This window comes from Denitraticella aggregata (assembly GCF_048158365.1).
In the GTDB taxonomy this organism is placed as follows: Bacteria; Pseudomonadota; Gammaproteobacteria; order Burkholderiales; family Rhodocyclaceae; genus Azoarcus_F.
The window spans coordinates 209,563-224,431 of sequence record NZ_JBLLNL010000003.1 but is presented as its reverse complement, the minus strand read 5'-3'; the positions used below and the strand labels follow the sequence as shown (position 1 = coordinate 224,431).

General features: G+C 63.7%; 13 protein-coding genes. 11 read left to right on the top strand and 2 right to left on the bottom strand.

Annotation, left to right across the window (positions count from 1 at the left end):
* The first annotated feature begins 41 nt into the window (after positions 1-41).
* Both tatB and tatC read left to right on the top strand, forming a co-directional pair.
* Positions 42-563, top strand: coding sequence for a Sec-independent protein translocase protein TatB (tatB, locus tag ACKVEX_RS06035; protein ID WP_473214798.1), 522 nt, complete (start codon positions 42-44; stop codon positions 561-563).
* The gene (tatC, locus tag ACKVEX_RS06030) at positions 560-1,375 is read left to right on the top strand and encodes a twin-arginine translocase subunit TatC (protein WP_473214797.1); all 816 of its coding nucleotides are present in this window, start codon (positions 560-562) and stop codon (positions 1,373-1,375) included. The genes tatB and tatC overlap by 4 nt, the downstream gene beginning before the upstream one ends.
* Here tatC and ACKVEX_RS06025 read toward each other — a convergent pair whose 3' ends face one another.
* On the bottom strand, positions 1,376-2,545 hold the full coding sequence (locus ACKVEX_RS06025; RefSeq protein WP_473214796.1) for a trypsin-like peptidase domain-containing protein: 1,170 nt from the start codon (positions 2,543-2,545) through the stop codon (positions 1,376-1,378).
* A gap of 150 nt (positions 2,546-2,695) precedes the next feature.
* Here ACKVEX_RS06025 and ACKVEX_RS06020 point away from each other — a divergent pair, with 150 nt between their 5' ends.
* A complete protein-coding gene (locus tag ACKVEX_RS06020) occupies positions 2,696-3,442 on the top strand; it encodes a Nif3-like dinuclear metal center hexameric protein (RefSeq protein ID WP_473214795.1) in 747 nt (248 codons plus the stop codon).
* Positions 3,443-3,503: 61 nt separating this feature from the next.
* Here ACKVEX_RS06020 and ACKVEX_RS06015 read toward each other — a convergent pair whose 3' ends face one another.
* Entirely contained in the window at positions 3,504-5,447 is a 1,944-nt protein-coding gene (locus ACKVEX_RS06015; RefSeq protein WP_473214794.1) for a type IV pilus assembly protein FimV, read from the bottom strand.
* Between the two features lie 438 nt (positions 5,448-5,885).
* Here ACKVEX_RS06015 and ACKVEX_RS06010 point away from each other — a divergent pair, with 438 nt between their 5' ends.
* The 8 genes from ACKVEX_RS06010 (at position 5,886) to ACKVEX_RS05975 (ending at position 14,849) form a co-directional block, all read left to right on the top strand.
* A complete protein-coding gene (locus ACKVEX_RS06010) occupies positions 5,886-6,440 on the top strand; it encodes a DUF2889 domain-containing protein (protein WP_473214793.1) in 555 nt (184 codons plus the stop codon).
* 249 nt (positions 6,441-6,689) lie between these two features.
* Complete coding sequence (gene sucC / locus ACKVEX_RS06005) at positions 6,690-7,850, top strand: ADP-forming succinate--CoA ligase subunit beta (protein WP_473214792.1); 1,161 nt, start codon at positions 6,690-6,692, stop codon at positions 7,848-7,850.
* 12 nt (positions 7,851-7,862) lie between these two features.
* Positions 7,863-8,756, top strand: a complete 894-nt coding sequence (gene sucD, locus ACKVEX_RS06000) for a succinate--CoA ligase subunit alpha (protein WP_473214791.1) — start codon at positions 7,863-7,865, stop codon at positions 8,754-8,756.
* Positions 8,757-8,980: 224 nt separating this feature from the next.
* A complete protein-coding gene (locus ACKVEX_RS05995) occupies positions 8,981-9,937 on the top strand; it encodes an ornithine cyclodeaminase family protein (protein WP_473214790.1) in 957 nt (318 codons plus the stop codon).
* A gap of 33 nt (positions 9,938-9,970) precedes the next feature.
* Positions 9,971-10,708, top strand: coding sequence for a PP2C family protein-serine/threonine phosphatase (locus tag ACKVEX_RS05990; protein ID WP_473214789.1), 738 nt, complete (start codon positions 9,971-9,973; stop codon positions 10,706-10,708).
* Between the two features lie 42 nt (positions 10,709-10,750).
* Complete coding sequence (locus ACKVEX_RS05985) at positions 10,751-11,491, top strand: FHA domain-containing protein (protein WP_473214788.1); 741 nt, start codon at positions 10,751-10,753, stop codon at positions 11,489-11,491.
* Positions 11,492-11,612: 121 nt separating this feature from the next.
* On the top strand, positions 11,613-12,380 hold the full coding sequence (locus ACKVEX_RS05980) for a 3',5'-cyclic-nucleotide phosphodiesterase (protein WP_473214787.1): 768 nt from the start codon (positions 11,613-11,615) through the stop codon (positions 12,378-12,380).
* Between the two features lie 111 nt (positions 12,381-12,491).
* Entirely contained in the window at positions 12,492-14,849 is a 2,358-nt protein-coding gene (locus ACKVEX_RS05975) for a GspE/PulE family protein (protein ID WP_473214786.1), read from the top strand.
* Positions 14,850-14,869: the final 20 nt, after the last annotated feature.

Sequence of the window (14,869 nt, the reverse complement as noted above, 5' to 3'; positions counted from 1 at the left end):
GGGCGGCGGTAGGGCGCCCCTCTGCTTTGATGGTTTCCTAAATGTTCGATTTCGGTTTCACGGAACTCATGCTGGTGGCGCTGGTGGCGCTGATCGTCGTCGGACCGGAGCGCCTGCCCAAGGTGGCGCGGACTGCCGGACATCTGCTCGGCCGTCTGCAGCGCTATGTTTCCGACGTCAAGTCCGACATCACCCGTGAAATGCAGTTGGAGGATCTCAAGAAGCTTCAGAAGCAGGTCGAGGAGCAGGCGCGCGATCTCGAGACCTCGGTCCGTAGCCAGATGAGCAAGGTCGAGGGCGACATCGGAAAGACGGCGGCGGGGCTCGAAAAGGATCTTGCGATCGGGCAGCACAACACCTCCCCGGTCAGGCCGGCTTCCGGTGCGGTCACCGGCGCACTCGCGCATGACTCGTCCCCGCCGATGCCGGACACCCATGGCAAGTCGCTAGACGCCTCAGGGGGAGGACCGCAGGATGCGACGGATGCCGGTGGCGGCGGGCCGCAACTCGAACTCGGTCTGGATGCATCGGCCAAGCGCAAGCAGACGGTCGACCGATCATGAGCACCGTGCAGGAAACCTTCATCTCGCATCTGGTCGAATTGCGCGACCGCGTGCTGCGCGCGGTCGTCGTGATCCTGGTGTTCTTCGTCGTCTTGATGCCGTGGGCCGGGGACATCTACGACATCCTCGCGCTACCGATGATGAACACGCTGCCCGAGGGCACGAACATGATCGCGACCGGCGTCGTGACGCCGTTCTTCGTGCCGGTCAAGGTCACACTGCTGGTGTCCTTCCTTCTGGCACTACCCGTAGTTCTCTATCAGGCGTGGTCTTTCATCGCGCCGGGCCTCTATTCGCACGAAAAGCGGGTCGGCCTGCCGCTGGTGCTGGGCAGCACGCTGCTGTTCCTGGCTGGCATGGCGTTCTGCTATTTCTTCGTGTTCGGCACGGTGTTCAGGTTCATCGCCGAGTTCGCGCCAAAGAGCATCGTCCCGGCGCCTGACATCGAGCAGTACCTGTCCTTCGTGATGACGCTGTTCATCGCGTTCGGCATCACCTTCGAGGTGCCGGTCGCGGTGATTCTGCTGGTCAAGGCCGGTGTGGTGAGCGTGGAAAAGCTCAAGGACGCCCGCCCTTACGTGATCGTCGGTGCCTTCATCATCGCCGCAATCATTACGCCGCCCGACGTGATCTCGCAGTTCATGCTCGCGGTGCCGATGATCGTGCTGTACGAGGTCGGCATCATCCTTGCGAGAATGTTGTCGAAACCGAAATCCGCCACCGATAAGGACGAGGTCTACACAACGCCGAGCGAAGAGGATCTGGACAAGGAACTGGATCGGATCGAGGAAGCGGAACAGGGTCCGAAGTAATCAGGGCCGCCGGTTGGCGGACGGGGTCGGGCGGCGTCCGATTCCGACCGCCACCTCGACCTCTCCACCTGAACGGCGAAGCTTGAATGGCGTCCTCTGGCCGGGTGCGAGTTCCGCCACCATCTCCAGCATTTCGCGTGCGCCGATGACCGCGCGGCCATCGAGTTCGACCACTATGTCGCCGGGGCGGATTCCCGCCTTTTCGGCGGGGCTGCCCCGCAGCACGCCGGAGATCAAAGCGCCAGCGGTGTTTTTCAGGCCGAAGGACAGCGCGAGATCCCGCGTGATCTCCTGTATCTCGACCCCTACCCAGCCGCGCGTGACCTCGCCGCTCGCCACGATCTGTTCGAGGACCTTGCTGGCGAGCGATACCGGAATCGCAAAGCCGATGCCCAGCGAGCCGCCGGTGCTCGAGTAGATCGCGGTATTGATACCGACCAGGTTTCCGTTGGCGTCGACCAGTGCGCCGCCGGAGTTACCCGGATTGATCGCGGCATCGGTCTGAATGTAGTTCTCGAAGGTGCTGATGCCGAGCCGTGTCCGACCGAGTGCGGACACGATGCCCATCGTCACGGTCTGACCGACGCCGAACGGGTTGCCGATCGCGAGCACGACATCGCCGACCTGTAGCGACTCCGGGGACGAGAACGTTATGAAAGGCAGTTCGGCGGCGCCCTGCAGGCGCAGAACGGCAAGGTCGGTTTCGGGGTCGCGACCGATCAAGCGTGCCGGATATTTGCGTCCGTCGTTCAGTGCGATCTCGATTCCGTCGGCCGCATCGATGACATGATTGTTGGTCAGCACGAGTCCGTCCGGACTGACGATGACGCCGGATCCCCGGCCGGACGGCGCCTGCTGGCCCCCCTCGTCCCGGTCACCGAAAAAATGCCGGGACAACGGATCGTCGCGAAGCGGGGGCCCCGCCGTCAGCGTGTCGCGACTGGTGAAGATATGGACGACCGCATGCATGGAGCGACCTGCAGCCTCCGCATACGATCCCGGAGCCGCGGCCACGGTGAGGCGCTCGGGTGCCTGGACGATGGTCACCGTTGCCGGTTGCATCGGAAACGACCGGGTGCCGATCCAGTCCGGCTTGAGCGTGGTGACCACGAACAGCGCGGCGACGGCAACGGTCACGGTCTGGGCAAAAACGAGCCACAATTGGCGCATCGGCGTCAGCGTTCTCGAAATGAGGGTGATCGGGGAAGTGTTTGCGTCATGGCTTCTGGCACGATGCGCGATGCTCGCGTAGTAACATCGGGCGATCGCAGCGCCGATACCCGCAAAGCGCTGGTTTCAACCGAAAGGGAAGGGCGACTAATGCAACTCGATAGTTTGCGCGAACATCTGGACACGCTGCTGGACGTCACCATTTTCAAGGATTATTGCCCAAACGGTCTGCAAGTGGAAGGCCGCGCTGTGGTGCGTCGCATCCTGTGCGGCGTCACCGCGAGTCAGGCGCTCGTGGATCGGGCGGTCGAGGGCGGGTATGACGCGCTGCTCGTGCACCACGGCTATTTCTGGCGAGGCGAGGATGGTCGCATCACAGGCATTCGCAAGCGTCGTCTGGCCGCGTTGCTCAAGGCCGATGTCAGCCTGTTCGCGTACCATTTGCCGCTCGATGCGCATCCGGATCTGGGCAACAACGCGCAACTGGGCAAGCTGATGAACTGGTCCGTCGACGGGCGATTCGGTGATCAGAGTCTGGGCTGGATCGGACGCCCAGTTCAGCCCCAAGTGGCCGCCGGCGTGGCGGACCGCCTCGAGACGGTGCTCGAGCGCAAACCGATGCTGATCGGCAACGGTGATCGAAAGGTCGGTCGGGTGGCCTGGTGCACCGGCGGTGCGCAGGGCTACTTCGAGCACGCGATCGCGGCCGGTGCGGATCTTTATGTGTCCGGGGAGATTTCCGAGCAGACGGTGCATCTGGCGCGTGAGTCGGGTGTGGCCTACATTGCGGCCGGACATCACGCGACCGAGCGATACGGCGTGCGAGCGTTGGCGGAACATCTTCGGCAGGTGCTGAACCTCGAGGCCGATTTCATCGACCTCGACAACCCCGTCTGAGGGCTGGCGCACCGCTGGGGCGGCACGTTCGCCGGCATGGCCGGCTTTGAGCTGCGTCGTGTCAGGGGGAAGTCGGGCGGTAGCGGCCGAGATGCTCTTCGAGTATGGAGGCCAGCACCACGATGTCATCGATGACTGAAAGGCCGAAGCCCTGGCGGGTGCCCCCCCGGTTGTCGCGCACGATGGTCTCGAGATAGGCCTGACATTCCCGGCTGCCCCAGAACTGCAGAACCTTGTCCAGGATGTGCGGCATCGCCTCGAGACCACCGTCGTCCTTGCGGGACGCCTCGAAATTCTCCCAGGTGACCGCCTTCACGTTAAAGGTCATGTTCAGCTGTCGAGCCAGCGTATCGAATTCGGGTTTCATGCCGGCTGCGCGGTAGATGTCCATCAGCTTCAGCCATGGCGACAGCGCCTGTTTCGGATTCGCGCGAATGAATTCGGCCAACGTGTCGGCCGCGCCACGCAGGCGCCCGAAACTCACCATGATGTCGGCCAGTTCCACCGCCGACTCGTGCTCCTCGACGACTTCGTCCTCCTGCGACAGAGCCGGGACTGCCGTGGCTTCGTCTGTGACGATTCCGGCGCGACGGGCATCCGCCTCCCACTCGAGCGCCGCGTTGTGGACCGAAGGGGGCGTCTCCGCCTGGGCAGGGGTCTCTCGCCCGGTGTACTGTCCAGCGCGCGTGGGCACCTCGGACAGCCACTCGGTGGTCGGGGCCACGCGACGCGCAGTTGCGCCGGAAAGCGGGGCGCTGTCCGACTCACGCCGACGCAGCAGCAGGAGCAACAGCAGGGCGACCGCGAGTGCGCCTGCTGCCGGTTTCCACCATTCGGGCCATTGCTGGGCGGCGGGCGAGGTCTCCCGTTCGGGAATACGGTCTTCGGGTACGTCGTTCGGCATGCTCGCTGACGGCGTTCCCGGCGCACTGGTCGCCAACTGCGCCAACGGAGCCTCGGCCATCTGAAGCTGGTCGCGCAATGCGGTCTGGATCTCCTCCAGTCGTCGCAGGCGCTCGAGCATTTCGAGTTGCGAATTGATGGTGCGGTCTATCGCCGAAACCAGCACGTCCTCGCGCGCCAGCAACTCGTCGGCAGTGGCCTGGGACAGGGCTTCGTCGCTCGAGCGCGTCTCCCGGTCGGCGTCCTGTTGCAGCACGAGCCGGTCGGCGGGCGATACCGGAGCAGGCGGCTCGGCGACCGAAGCGGCGGTCGGCGGCACGGACGGCGCCGGGGGCGCAGATGCTTCCCGCGGTTGCGGCGCGGCTGTGGTCGGGCGCGCCGCCGCCGGGCGCGGCGTGGCGCGCGCGCGCGGCTCGGTGGACGCGGCCGCGACGCGGGCGAGGCTGGGTATGTTCAGTGCCGTGCCCGGCGGAAGCGGGGCGGTGGGCGTGTCGCCGGTCAACCCCGGATTGGCCTGACGCACGCCGGCAATGAATGCGTTGCGCGCGCCCGCGTCCCTCGGGTACATCGCCTGGGCGATGGAGGCCACCGACTCGCCTGCAACCGTCGTCCAGGTCTGCGTCGCCCGTGGTGCGGCGGGGGCCGGCGCACGGGCTGGCCGAGGCGACGCCGGTCGTGGCTGTGGCGACGCCACCGCGACCGGCGTCGCCAGTTCGACCGGCCCCGGCAGCAGCAGTGTATATTCTTTCGTCATGCGTGCTTCGCACATATCCTGCAGCACGAGCTTCAGGATCGGCTCGAATACCGCTTCGGGGTGCGTCACGACGATGCGCGCGCCGGACCCCCGCCCCGTCAGCGAAACGGTCGCCGCGCGGACGAACGGAATACCGTCCGTCGATGTCGCTGGCGCTGCAACCCGGATACACGCTGCGACGCGATCCGCGGTGCTCTCCGGCGAGGCGATCTCCACTCTGAGGGCCTGACCTGTTGCAGACAGTGTGGTCAGGTCCCCCAGCCGGGCCGCGCTTGCGTCGCCCACCGTCAGTGCCAGGGAAAAGCCCGCGAGCAGCATCGCCAGGACTTTCGGTTCGAATCGTTTCATTCGCGCGTCTTGCTCGCCGGGATGAGTCGTCATTGAAGGTCGGTACCGATCGAAATGTCCGACATTGTAAATAAATTCGTCATCATGGATGCGATGCATATGACACGCGTGGTCCCAGATGCCAGCTTCATCGGCTCGGGTCGATGTGTTGACCGCGCGTCCGCGCGTCCCGGCGGGGCCTAGGAGGCTGTCGGACTTGAGGCTGATCTACTGCGCCGGTGGGAGAATCGGTCCATATCTGCCCGATTTTTCGTTGCATAGAACCACTATGCGCCTCAAAATCGACCAGATCTGTCCTCGCTTTCCCACCCGGCTCGTGACGATCGCTCAAGTCCGACAGCCTCCTAGGAATCAGTGCCGGAGGTGGTCGTCCTCGGTTTTGTCCGACGGGTTTACAGGTATCATTGCGCTGGTCCATACGTTACCGTACGCATTCCAATGCCTTTACCCACGCCTCAAACGCCCCGTCGAAGGGCGCATCGCCGTCGAATCGTGATCGACGGATATCTCCGCGAAGACGGGCTGCTCGAGCTGGATGCGATGCTCGAGGATGTCAAGGATGCCGATTATCCGCTTGCCTCGGGCGTGCGACACGCCGGTGATCCGGTGCACCGCATGTGGGTGCGCGTCACGCTGGATAACGAGTTCACCATCGTTCATGCCGAGGCCACGTCGGAATGGGTCCCTTATCCTGGGTATTGCGACACCATAGGTCCGGCCTACGCCCAGCTGGTCGGACTGAACCTGGTGCGGGGTTTCCGGCGCACGGTGGCCGAGATGTTCCGCGACGTGCGCGGTTGCTCCCATGTGACCGAACTGCTGCTGAGTCTTCCGACCGCGGCGATCCAGACCTTCGCAACCTTCCGGCGCGAAAACGACGACTCGGGTGAGAAGCCGTTCCAGCTCGATCGCTGTCATGCGCTGGAAACCACCGCATCGGCAGTAAAGCGTTACTACCCGCGCTGGTACAGGGGCAGTGAAGGCCTGGACTGAGCGCCAGCCCCGGGCGCGGCATGGCGCGATTGATTTTGCACTGCGATATTCCGGTTATAATCAGCCGTTCTTGAGGCCATAGCCTCCGTTACGGGGGCGAGTCATGAGACGGAGCCGGTCGATTCGCGTCGATCGGTGACGGCGGGCGTTGGGGATAGGGAGACGTCATCCGCCGTCGGGAAACCCGAAGCGTCCCATCAACCTGTTTGCAGCGCATGAACGCACTGCAACTTCGATCGAAGGGCAATCATGAAGATTCATGAGTATCAGGCAAAAGAAATACTGAGGAAGTTCGGTGTCGTGACGCCGAAGGGCAAGGCATGCTTCAGCGTCGACGAAGCGGTCAAGGCGGCCGAGGAACTGGGCGGCAACATCTGGGTCGTGAAAGCCCAGATTCACGCCGGTGGCCGCGGCAAGGGCGGTGGCGTGAAAATCGCGAAATCGCCGCACGAGGTTCAGGCGCGCGCAGGCGAGATTCTCGGCATGCAACTCGTGACGCATCAGACCGGGCCGGAAGGACAGCTGGTTCGCCGTCTGCTGATCGAGGAAGGCGCCGACATCAAGCATGAATACTACGTTGCCGCGCTGACCGACCGCGCCACGCAGAAGGTCGCGATGATGGCGTCCTCCGAAGGCGGCATGGACATCGAGGAAGTCGCGCACAACACGCCCGAGAAGATCATCAAGGTGTTCGTCGACCCCCTGGTCGGCCTGACCGACGCGCAGGCGACCGAGCTCGCGCAGGGTATCGGCGTACCGGCAGCGTCCCAGGCGCAGGCGGTCGATACGCTGAAGAAGCTCTACACCTGCTACATGGAAACCGACGCATCGCTGGCCGAGATCAATCCGCTGATTCTCGAAGGCAACGGCAACATCAAGGCGCTGGACGCCAAGTTCAACTTCGACTCCAACTCGCTCTACCGTCATCCCGAAATCGTCGAGTACCGTGACCTCGACGAGGAAGACGCCGACGAACTGGAAGCCTCCAAGTACGATCTCGCCTACATCAGCCTCGATGGCAACATCGGCTGTCTGGTCAATGGCGCCGGTCTCGCAATGGCCACGATGGACACGATCAAGCTGTTCGGCGCCGAGCCGGCCAACTTCCTCGATGTCGGCGGCGGCGCGACGGCCGAAAAGGTCACCGAAGCGTTCAAGATCATGCTCAAGAACCCCAAGGTCAAGGGCATCCTGGTCAACATCTTCGGCGGCATCATGCGTTGTGACACCATTGCCGCTGGCGTGGTGACCGCTGCACGCGAGGTTCATCTCTCCGTTCCTCTGGTCGTGCGCATGAAGGGCACCAACGAGGAAATCGGCAAGAAGATACTCGCGGAATCCGGCCTGCCGATCATCGCGGCCGACTCCATGGCGGAAGCTGCAACCAAGATCGTTGCTGCGGTCAACTAAGGAGAGTTCCGAATGTCCATCCTGATCAATAAAGACACCAAGGTCATCACCCAGGGCATCACCGGCAAGACCGGCATGTTCCACACATCCAAGTGCCGCGAGTACGCAAACGGCGCCAACTGCTTCGTCGCGGGCGTGAATCCCAAGAAAGCCGGCGAGGAGTTCGAGGGCATCCCGATCTACGCCAGCGTCAAGGAAGCGAAAGAGACGCAGGGCGCCACCGTGTCGGTCATCTACGTGCCGCCGGCTGGTGCCGCCGCCGCGATCTGGGAAGCCTGCGAGGCCGACCTGGACCTGGCGATCTGCATCACCGAGGGGATCCCGGTGCGCGACATGCTGATGGTGCGCAACAAGATGAAGCAGAAGGTTGCCAACGGCGGCAAGGAAACGCTGTTGCTCGGTCCGAACTGTCCGGGGCTCATCACGCCGGACGAAATCAAGATCGGCATCATGCCGGGCCACATTCATCGCAAGGGCCGGATCGGCGTGGTGTCGCGCTCCGGTACCCTCACCTATGAAGCGGTCGCGCAGCTGACCGAGATCGGTCTGGGCCAGTCCTCGGCGGTCGGTATCGGCGGTGACCCGATCAACGGGCTGAAGCATATCGACGTGATGAGACTGTTCAACGACGATCCGGACACCGATGCGGTCATCATGATCGGCGAAATCGGCGGTCCGGACGAGGCCGAAGCCGCGATGTGGTGCAAGGAGAACATGAAGAAGCCGATCGTCGGTTTCATCGCGGGCGTCACTGCGCCGGCCGGCAAACGCATGGGTCACGCCGGTGCGCTGATCTCCGGCGGTGCCGATACGGCCGATGCGAAGCTCGCGATCATGGAAGAGTGCGGCTTTACGGTCACGCGCGATCCGTCCGAGATGGGCAAGCTGCTCAAGGCGCTGCTGTAGGCGACCATCCGGGCAGGGCTCAATCACGAAAAACGCCGGTTCGTCCGGCGTTTTTCGTTGACCCGTGCGTGCGTCGCTCGCCCGGCGACCTGATTCGATGTGAGCCGCATACGGTCGGCGTGCTTGATCGCGCGCGCGGCCGCCGTCGATCCGGGCTAGAATCCAGGGATCGACGACCCGAATTGGGAAATCGTGACGGGATCATCTCAAGTGAGGAGAATCGAATGGCGATCTACCTGACCGAGCAGGATGTGGCGGGCCTGCTCGACATGCCGAGCACGATCGATGTCGTCGAGCGCGTCATGGCCGAGCACGCCCGCGGCGATGCGATCGACCATCCGCGCCAGCGGGTGCGGCTACCGGGCACGATCACGCACATGCTGCAGGGTGGGGTGCCATCGGTGAATCTGACCGGTTTCAAGGTCTATACGACGTCGGGTGGAAAGGCGCGCTTCTGGGTGCACCTGTTCGATGCGCATAATGGCGACCCCGTTGCGGTGCTGGAGGCCGACCGGCTTGGCATGACCCGGACCGGTGCGGCCGGCGGTGTCGCTGCGAAATGGCTGGCGCGGCCGGATGTGCGGGTGGCCGGCATGTTCGGGGCGGGCTGGCAGGCCGAAGGGCAGTTGCTCGCGCTGTGCGCAGTGCGCCCGGTGGAGCGGATCAAGGTGTTCGCGCGCAATTCGGAGCGTGTGGCCGATTTCTGTCGTCGCATGAGCGCTGCGAGTGGCCGCGAGGTCGTGGCGGCCGCCAGCGCCGAGGAAACCGTGCGCGGTTCGGACGTGGTGATCACCGTCACGACATCGCCGAAGCCGCTGTTCGACGCGCAATGGCTAGCACCCGGCATGCATGTCACGGCCGCAGGCTCGAACAGCCTCGCGCGTCAGGAGTTGCCCGAGGCTGCGGTCCAGCGGGCCGACCTGATCTGCGTCGATGCCCGCGAGACGGCGCTCCGCGAGGCCGGCGACCTGTTGCCCTCGCTCGAGAAAGGCCGCACCCATGTGGGTCGCTGGGTGGAACTCGGTGAGATCGTTGCAGGACTCCGTCCGGGGCGAACCGGATCCGCGCAGATCACGCTGTTCGAATCTCAGGGCATGGCGGTCCAGGACATCGCGCTCGCGGCCAGCGTGCTCGAACGCGCCCGGGAGCGGGGCGTCGCCGGCAAGCCGCTCCCGTATTGAGCCGTCCGCAGCCTGAGGACATCCAGGGATCCCATGAACCGCATCGAAATCGTCGCCCGCAGTGATATCGGCAGGTTGCGTGAGCGCAACGAGGATGTGATCGGCCTGGGGCTGGACCAGGCCTGGGCGATTCTCGCCGATGGCATGGGGGGCTACCGCGGGGGCGACATCGCCGCGCGAATCGGCGTCGAGGCGGTGGAGCGATCGCTCGCAGCGGCCTATCGACCGGACTGGTCCGCCGACGAAGCGTCCCTCGCCCTCAAGAATGCGGTGCGCGCGGCCAATGCCGAGATCTATCGCGCCGGACAGCAGGATGCCGAACTCGCGCTGATGGGCAGCACCGTGGTGGCGGCCATTTTCGTCGCGTCCGATGTCATCGTGGCGCATGTCGGTGACTCGCGTATGTACCGTCTGCGTGATGGCCTCCTGCGTCAGCTGACGCGTGACCACACGGTGCTGCAGGAGCGCATGGACGAGGGTCTGGTACGTGCCGACGACGTGAGCCTCTCCGGTGCAAAAGGCATGTTGACCCGGGGTCTGGGCGTGACATCGAGGGTGGAGATCGATATCGCGACCCATGAGGCCCGGATCGGCGATCTCTTCCTGCTGTGCTCCGACGGCCTCACCGACATGCTGTCGGATCGACAGATCGCCGATCTTATGATGGCCGACGCGTCGCTCGAGCAGATCGCGGACCGACTCGTCGACGCGGCCAATCGACATGGAGGCCGGGACAATGTGTCGATCGTGCTTGCTAGAATGATCGTATGATTAGAGCCGGGTTTGTGGTTCAGCCAACACGGAAGAAACGCGATGCCGAAGTTGATACTCAGCATGGACGGGCTCGTTCTGAAGGAGATACCGCTCGACAAGGAACGGATCTCGATCGGGCGCAAATCGAATAATGACATCCAGATCGACAATCTCGCGATCAGCGGCCAGCATGCGTTGATCACGACCATTCTCGATGACGCCTTCCTCGAGGACCTGAACAGTACCAACGGCACCTATGTGAATGGACAGCCGGTCAAGAAACACGTGCTTCAGTCCAACGACGTCGTCGAGCTGGGCAAGTATCGGCTCAAGTTCATCGCGGACGCGGCGCAGGAGACCTCGCACGCGTCGGATTTCACCGACACCGCAGCGCTCGAAGCGATCTCCGTGTCGCCGGACTCCGATTTCCCGATTCGCAGGGCACCCCCGCCGTCCGCCTCGGCGACCCATACGCAGGTCATTCCGCCGGAACTCAGACAGGCAGTGCAGCACGACGACGCAGCCGGTGCGGGGGGACGGGTCGGCGTGATCCAGGTGCTCAGCGGAACCAACGCGGGGCGGGAACTGGTTCTGTCCAAGTCCCTGGTCACGCTCGGCAAGCCCGGGCAACAGGTGGCGGTGATCACCCGCAGGCCCGCCGGTTACTACATCACGCATGTCGAAGGCGAGCGTTTTCCGCTGGTCAATGGTCGGGCGCTGAATGCGCAGGCGCATCAGCTGCAGGATAACGACGTTCTGGACATTGCCGGTGTCAAGATGGCCTTTTACATGCGTGGTTGATCCGGTCGCGTGAGTTAGTGCACACGGCCGAGGCTCGAGCTGGTGCTAAGCTCTGGACGTCTCGAACCAACCCTGTCCACCCGCCTCAAGTGCGTGTCGACACTGCGCGATACCGGGGAAGATGAAGCTTAAAGTGCTGGGCTGCAGTGGCGGAATAGGCGGAAACCGGACACGGACGACTTCGTTTCTGGTGGATGAGGACGTGCTCATCGACTGCGGCACCGGTGTGGGCGACCTGGAGTTCGAGCAACTCGCCCGGGTCGATCATGTGTTCGTCACGCATTCCCACATGGATCACATCACGTCGATCCCATTGATGGTCGATTCGGTCGGCGAAGTGCGCAACATGCCGCTCACGGTGTATGCGACCGAGGAAACCATCCGGATTCTGCGTTCCCATGTGTTCAACTGGCTGGTATGGCCGGACTTCACGGCGATTCCGGATCGACGCCATCCCTTTCTGCGCTTCCAGCCGGTCAGGATCGGCGAGACCGTGCGGCTGGGCAGCCGCCGGATCACCGCATTGCCGGCGCATCACACGGTGCCGGCGATCGGCTATTGTCTCGACAGCGGATCCGGCAAGCTGGTGTACACCGGCGACACCGCGTATTCACGCGAGCTGATCGCCGCGATAAACGGTTTGTCCGACCTGAGCCACCTGATCGTGGAAACCGCGTTCTCGGACGAACAGCATGGCCTCGCGCTCGCATCGCGTCATCTGTGCCCCAGCATGCTGCGGGCGATGCTCGACGCACTGGTGGTTTCGCCCACCGTGCACATCAGCCACCTGAAACCGGGACTCGATGATTTCATCATGAGCCAGATCGACGCCCAGGTCGGCCGCCTTCGTCCTCGGGCGCTGATCCAGGGCGAGGTGCTGGACTTCTGAACCCCTTGGCGCGGGATGTGCATGCCCAAACCGGATCGATTGCGCTAATCTATCGGGCTTGCGCGAGTTGCCATGTCCGGTGATGAGCGCGCTCTAGCCTGGGATTCTTCGATGAACGATGCGATCAAGGTCAAGTCCGCGACAAGCGACGTCGCACGCCGGCTGGCATTCTTCAAGGGCCTGCAGGCCATCACCACCCGGATCCATGCGGCGATCCTGATCGATGACATCATCTTCGAGCTCTCGAGCGAGATCTGCCGCCTGTTCGAGGCCGACCGCCTGACGATCTACACGATGGCCGAATCGGGTGATGCGATCATCGCCCGGGTCAAGACCGGTCTCGAATCGATGCAAGGCATCCAGTTGTCGATCGACGAAACCAGCGTCGGCGGTTATGTCGCGTTCTCGGGGCAAGTGCTCAACATCGCCGATGTCTACGATGAGGGCGAGCTGCACGCGATTTCGCCGCAACTCAGGTTCCGGCGCGACCTCGACGAAGCGACCGGCTTCCGATGTCGCGAGATGCTGGTCGCGCCCTTGATCGACCCGGACAGCGGGCGCTTGCAGGGCGTGGTGCAGCTGATCAACAACCAGACCGGCGGTCCGTTTTTGCCCGTGATGGAGGAAGGACTGCTGGGTCTCGCGCAGACGCTTGCGGTGGCCTTCTCGAAACGGAGCCAGACGCCGGCGATGCTGCGTTCGCGCTTCGACGCGCTGGTGGCCGATGGGCGCATCAGCGCCAATGAACTCGATGCGGCCACACGGCGCGCGCGCGAGACCGGCGTCACGGTCGAGAGCATCCTGGTCGATTCGCTGAAGTTGACGCTGGCCGAGATCGGCGAGGCGGCGGCCCGCTACTTCAACGTGCCCTACGAGCCCTACCGCCAGGATCGTCTGAAGCAGGTCGATCTGTTGCGCAACATCAAGCGTGATTACGTCGAGCAAAACCACTGGTTGCCCCTGGAGGAGACCCCGGACGGCATCACCATCCTGACGATCGATCCGGAACAGGTGCGGTCGTCACGCGTCGCACACAACGTGTTTACGAAGAGTCGCCTGCAGATGCGGGTTACGACCCGGGAGGAATTCAAGCAGACCGTGGACCAGTTCTTCGAGCCGGCCCTGGACGCCGGATCGGTGTCGGAACTGCTTTCGGACATGGGCGAGGACGACCAGGAAGGCTCCATCGCCGACGACGTCAACGCCGCTGCCGACAACGAACTGGTCAAGCTCGTGAATCGCATCATCATCGACGCCTATCGTCAGGGCGCCTCCGACATCCACATCGAGCCGCGTCCGGGCAAGGAAAAGACGCTGATCCGCTTCCGCAAGGACGGCACGCTGGTGCCGTATATCAACGTGCCGGCCAGCTACCGCAATCCGCTGGTGACGCGGATCAAGATCATGTGCGATCTGGACATCTCGGAGAAGCGCAAGCCGCAGGACGGCAAGATCAGGTTCCGCAAATACGCGCCGCTCGACATCGAGCTGCGGGTCGCCACGGTCCCGACCGCCGGTGGCCTGGAAGACGTGGTGCTGCGCCTGCTCACGTCCGGCGAGCCGATGCCGCTTGACGCGCTGGCGCTGTCGCCGCAGAACCTCGAGCGCATCAAGCGCACCATCACGCGGCCCCAGGGCATCTTCTTCGTCTGCGGTCCGACCGGATCGGGCAAGACCACGACGCTGCATTCCATCCTGGGCTACATCAACACGCCTGAAACCAAGATCTGGACCGCCGAGGATCCGGTCGAGATCACGCAGAAGGGTCTTCGCCAGGTACAGGTCAATCGCAAGGCCGGACTGGATTTCGCGACGATGATGCGTGCATTCCTGCGTGCCGATCCTGACGTGATCATGGTCGGCGAGATGCGCGATGCCGAGACGGTGTCGATCGGCATCGAGGCGTCGCTGACCGGCCACCTGGTATTCTCGACCTTGCATACCAACAGCGCGCCCGAGTCGGTCGTGAGACTGCTGGACATGGGCATGGACCCGTTCAACTTCGCAGACGCGTTGATCGGCGTGCTGGCGCAACGCCTCACCAAGCGGCTGTGCCCCAAGTGTCGGCAGGCCTACCATCCCGACCAGCACGAGATCGAGCGCCTGCTGTCCGAGTACTGCGAGGACATGCACCATACCCCGGCCTTCGCGGCCGACGAGAAGGCCGCCGAAGCCCAGATCCTGGCCGACTGGAAGACGCGTTTCACCGACGTCGAGGGGCGTTTCACGCTGTACCGGCCGGTCGGCTGTCCGGAGTGTGTCGAAGGCTACAAGGGGCGGGTCGGTCTGCACGAGCTGATGCTCGGATCAAACGAACTGAGGCGACAGATCCAGGAGCGCGCGCGCGCGGCCAAGTTGCTGGAAACGGCTCTGAGCGAGGGCATGCGCACGCTGCGCCAGGATGGCATCGAGAAGGTGCTGGCCGGCATGACCGACATGGTGCAGGTCAGAAGGGTGTGTGTGCGCTGAGCGCTTCGGTTCGTACATGA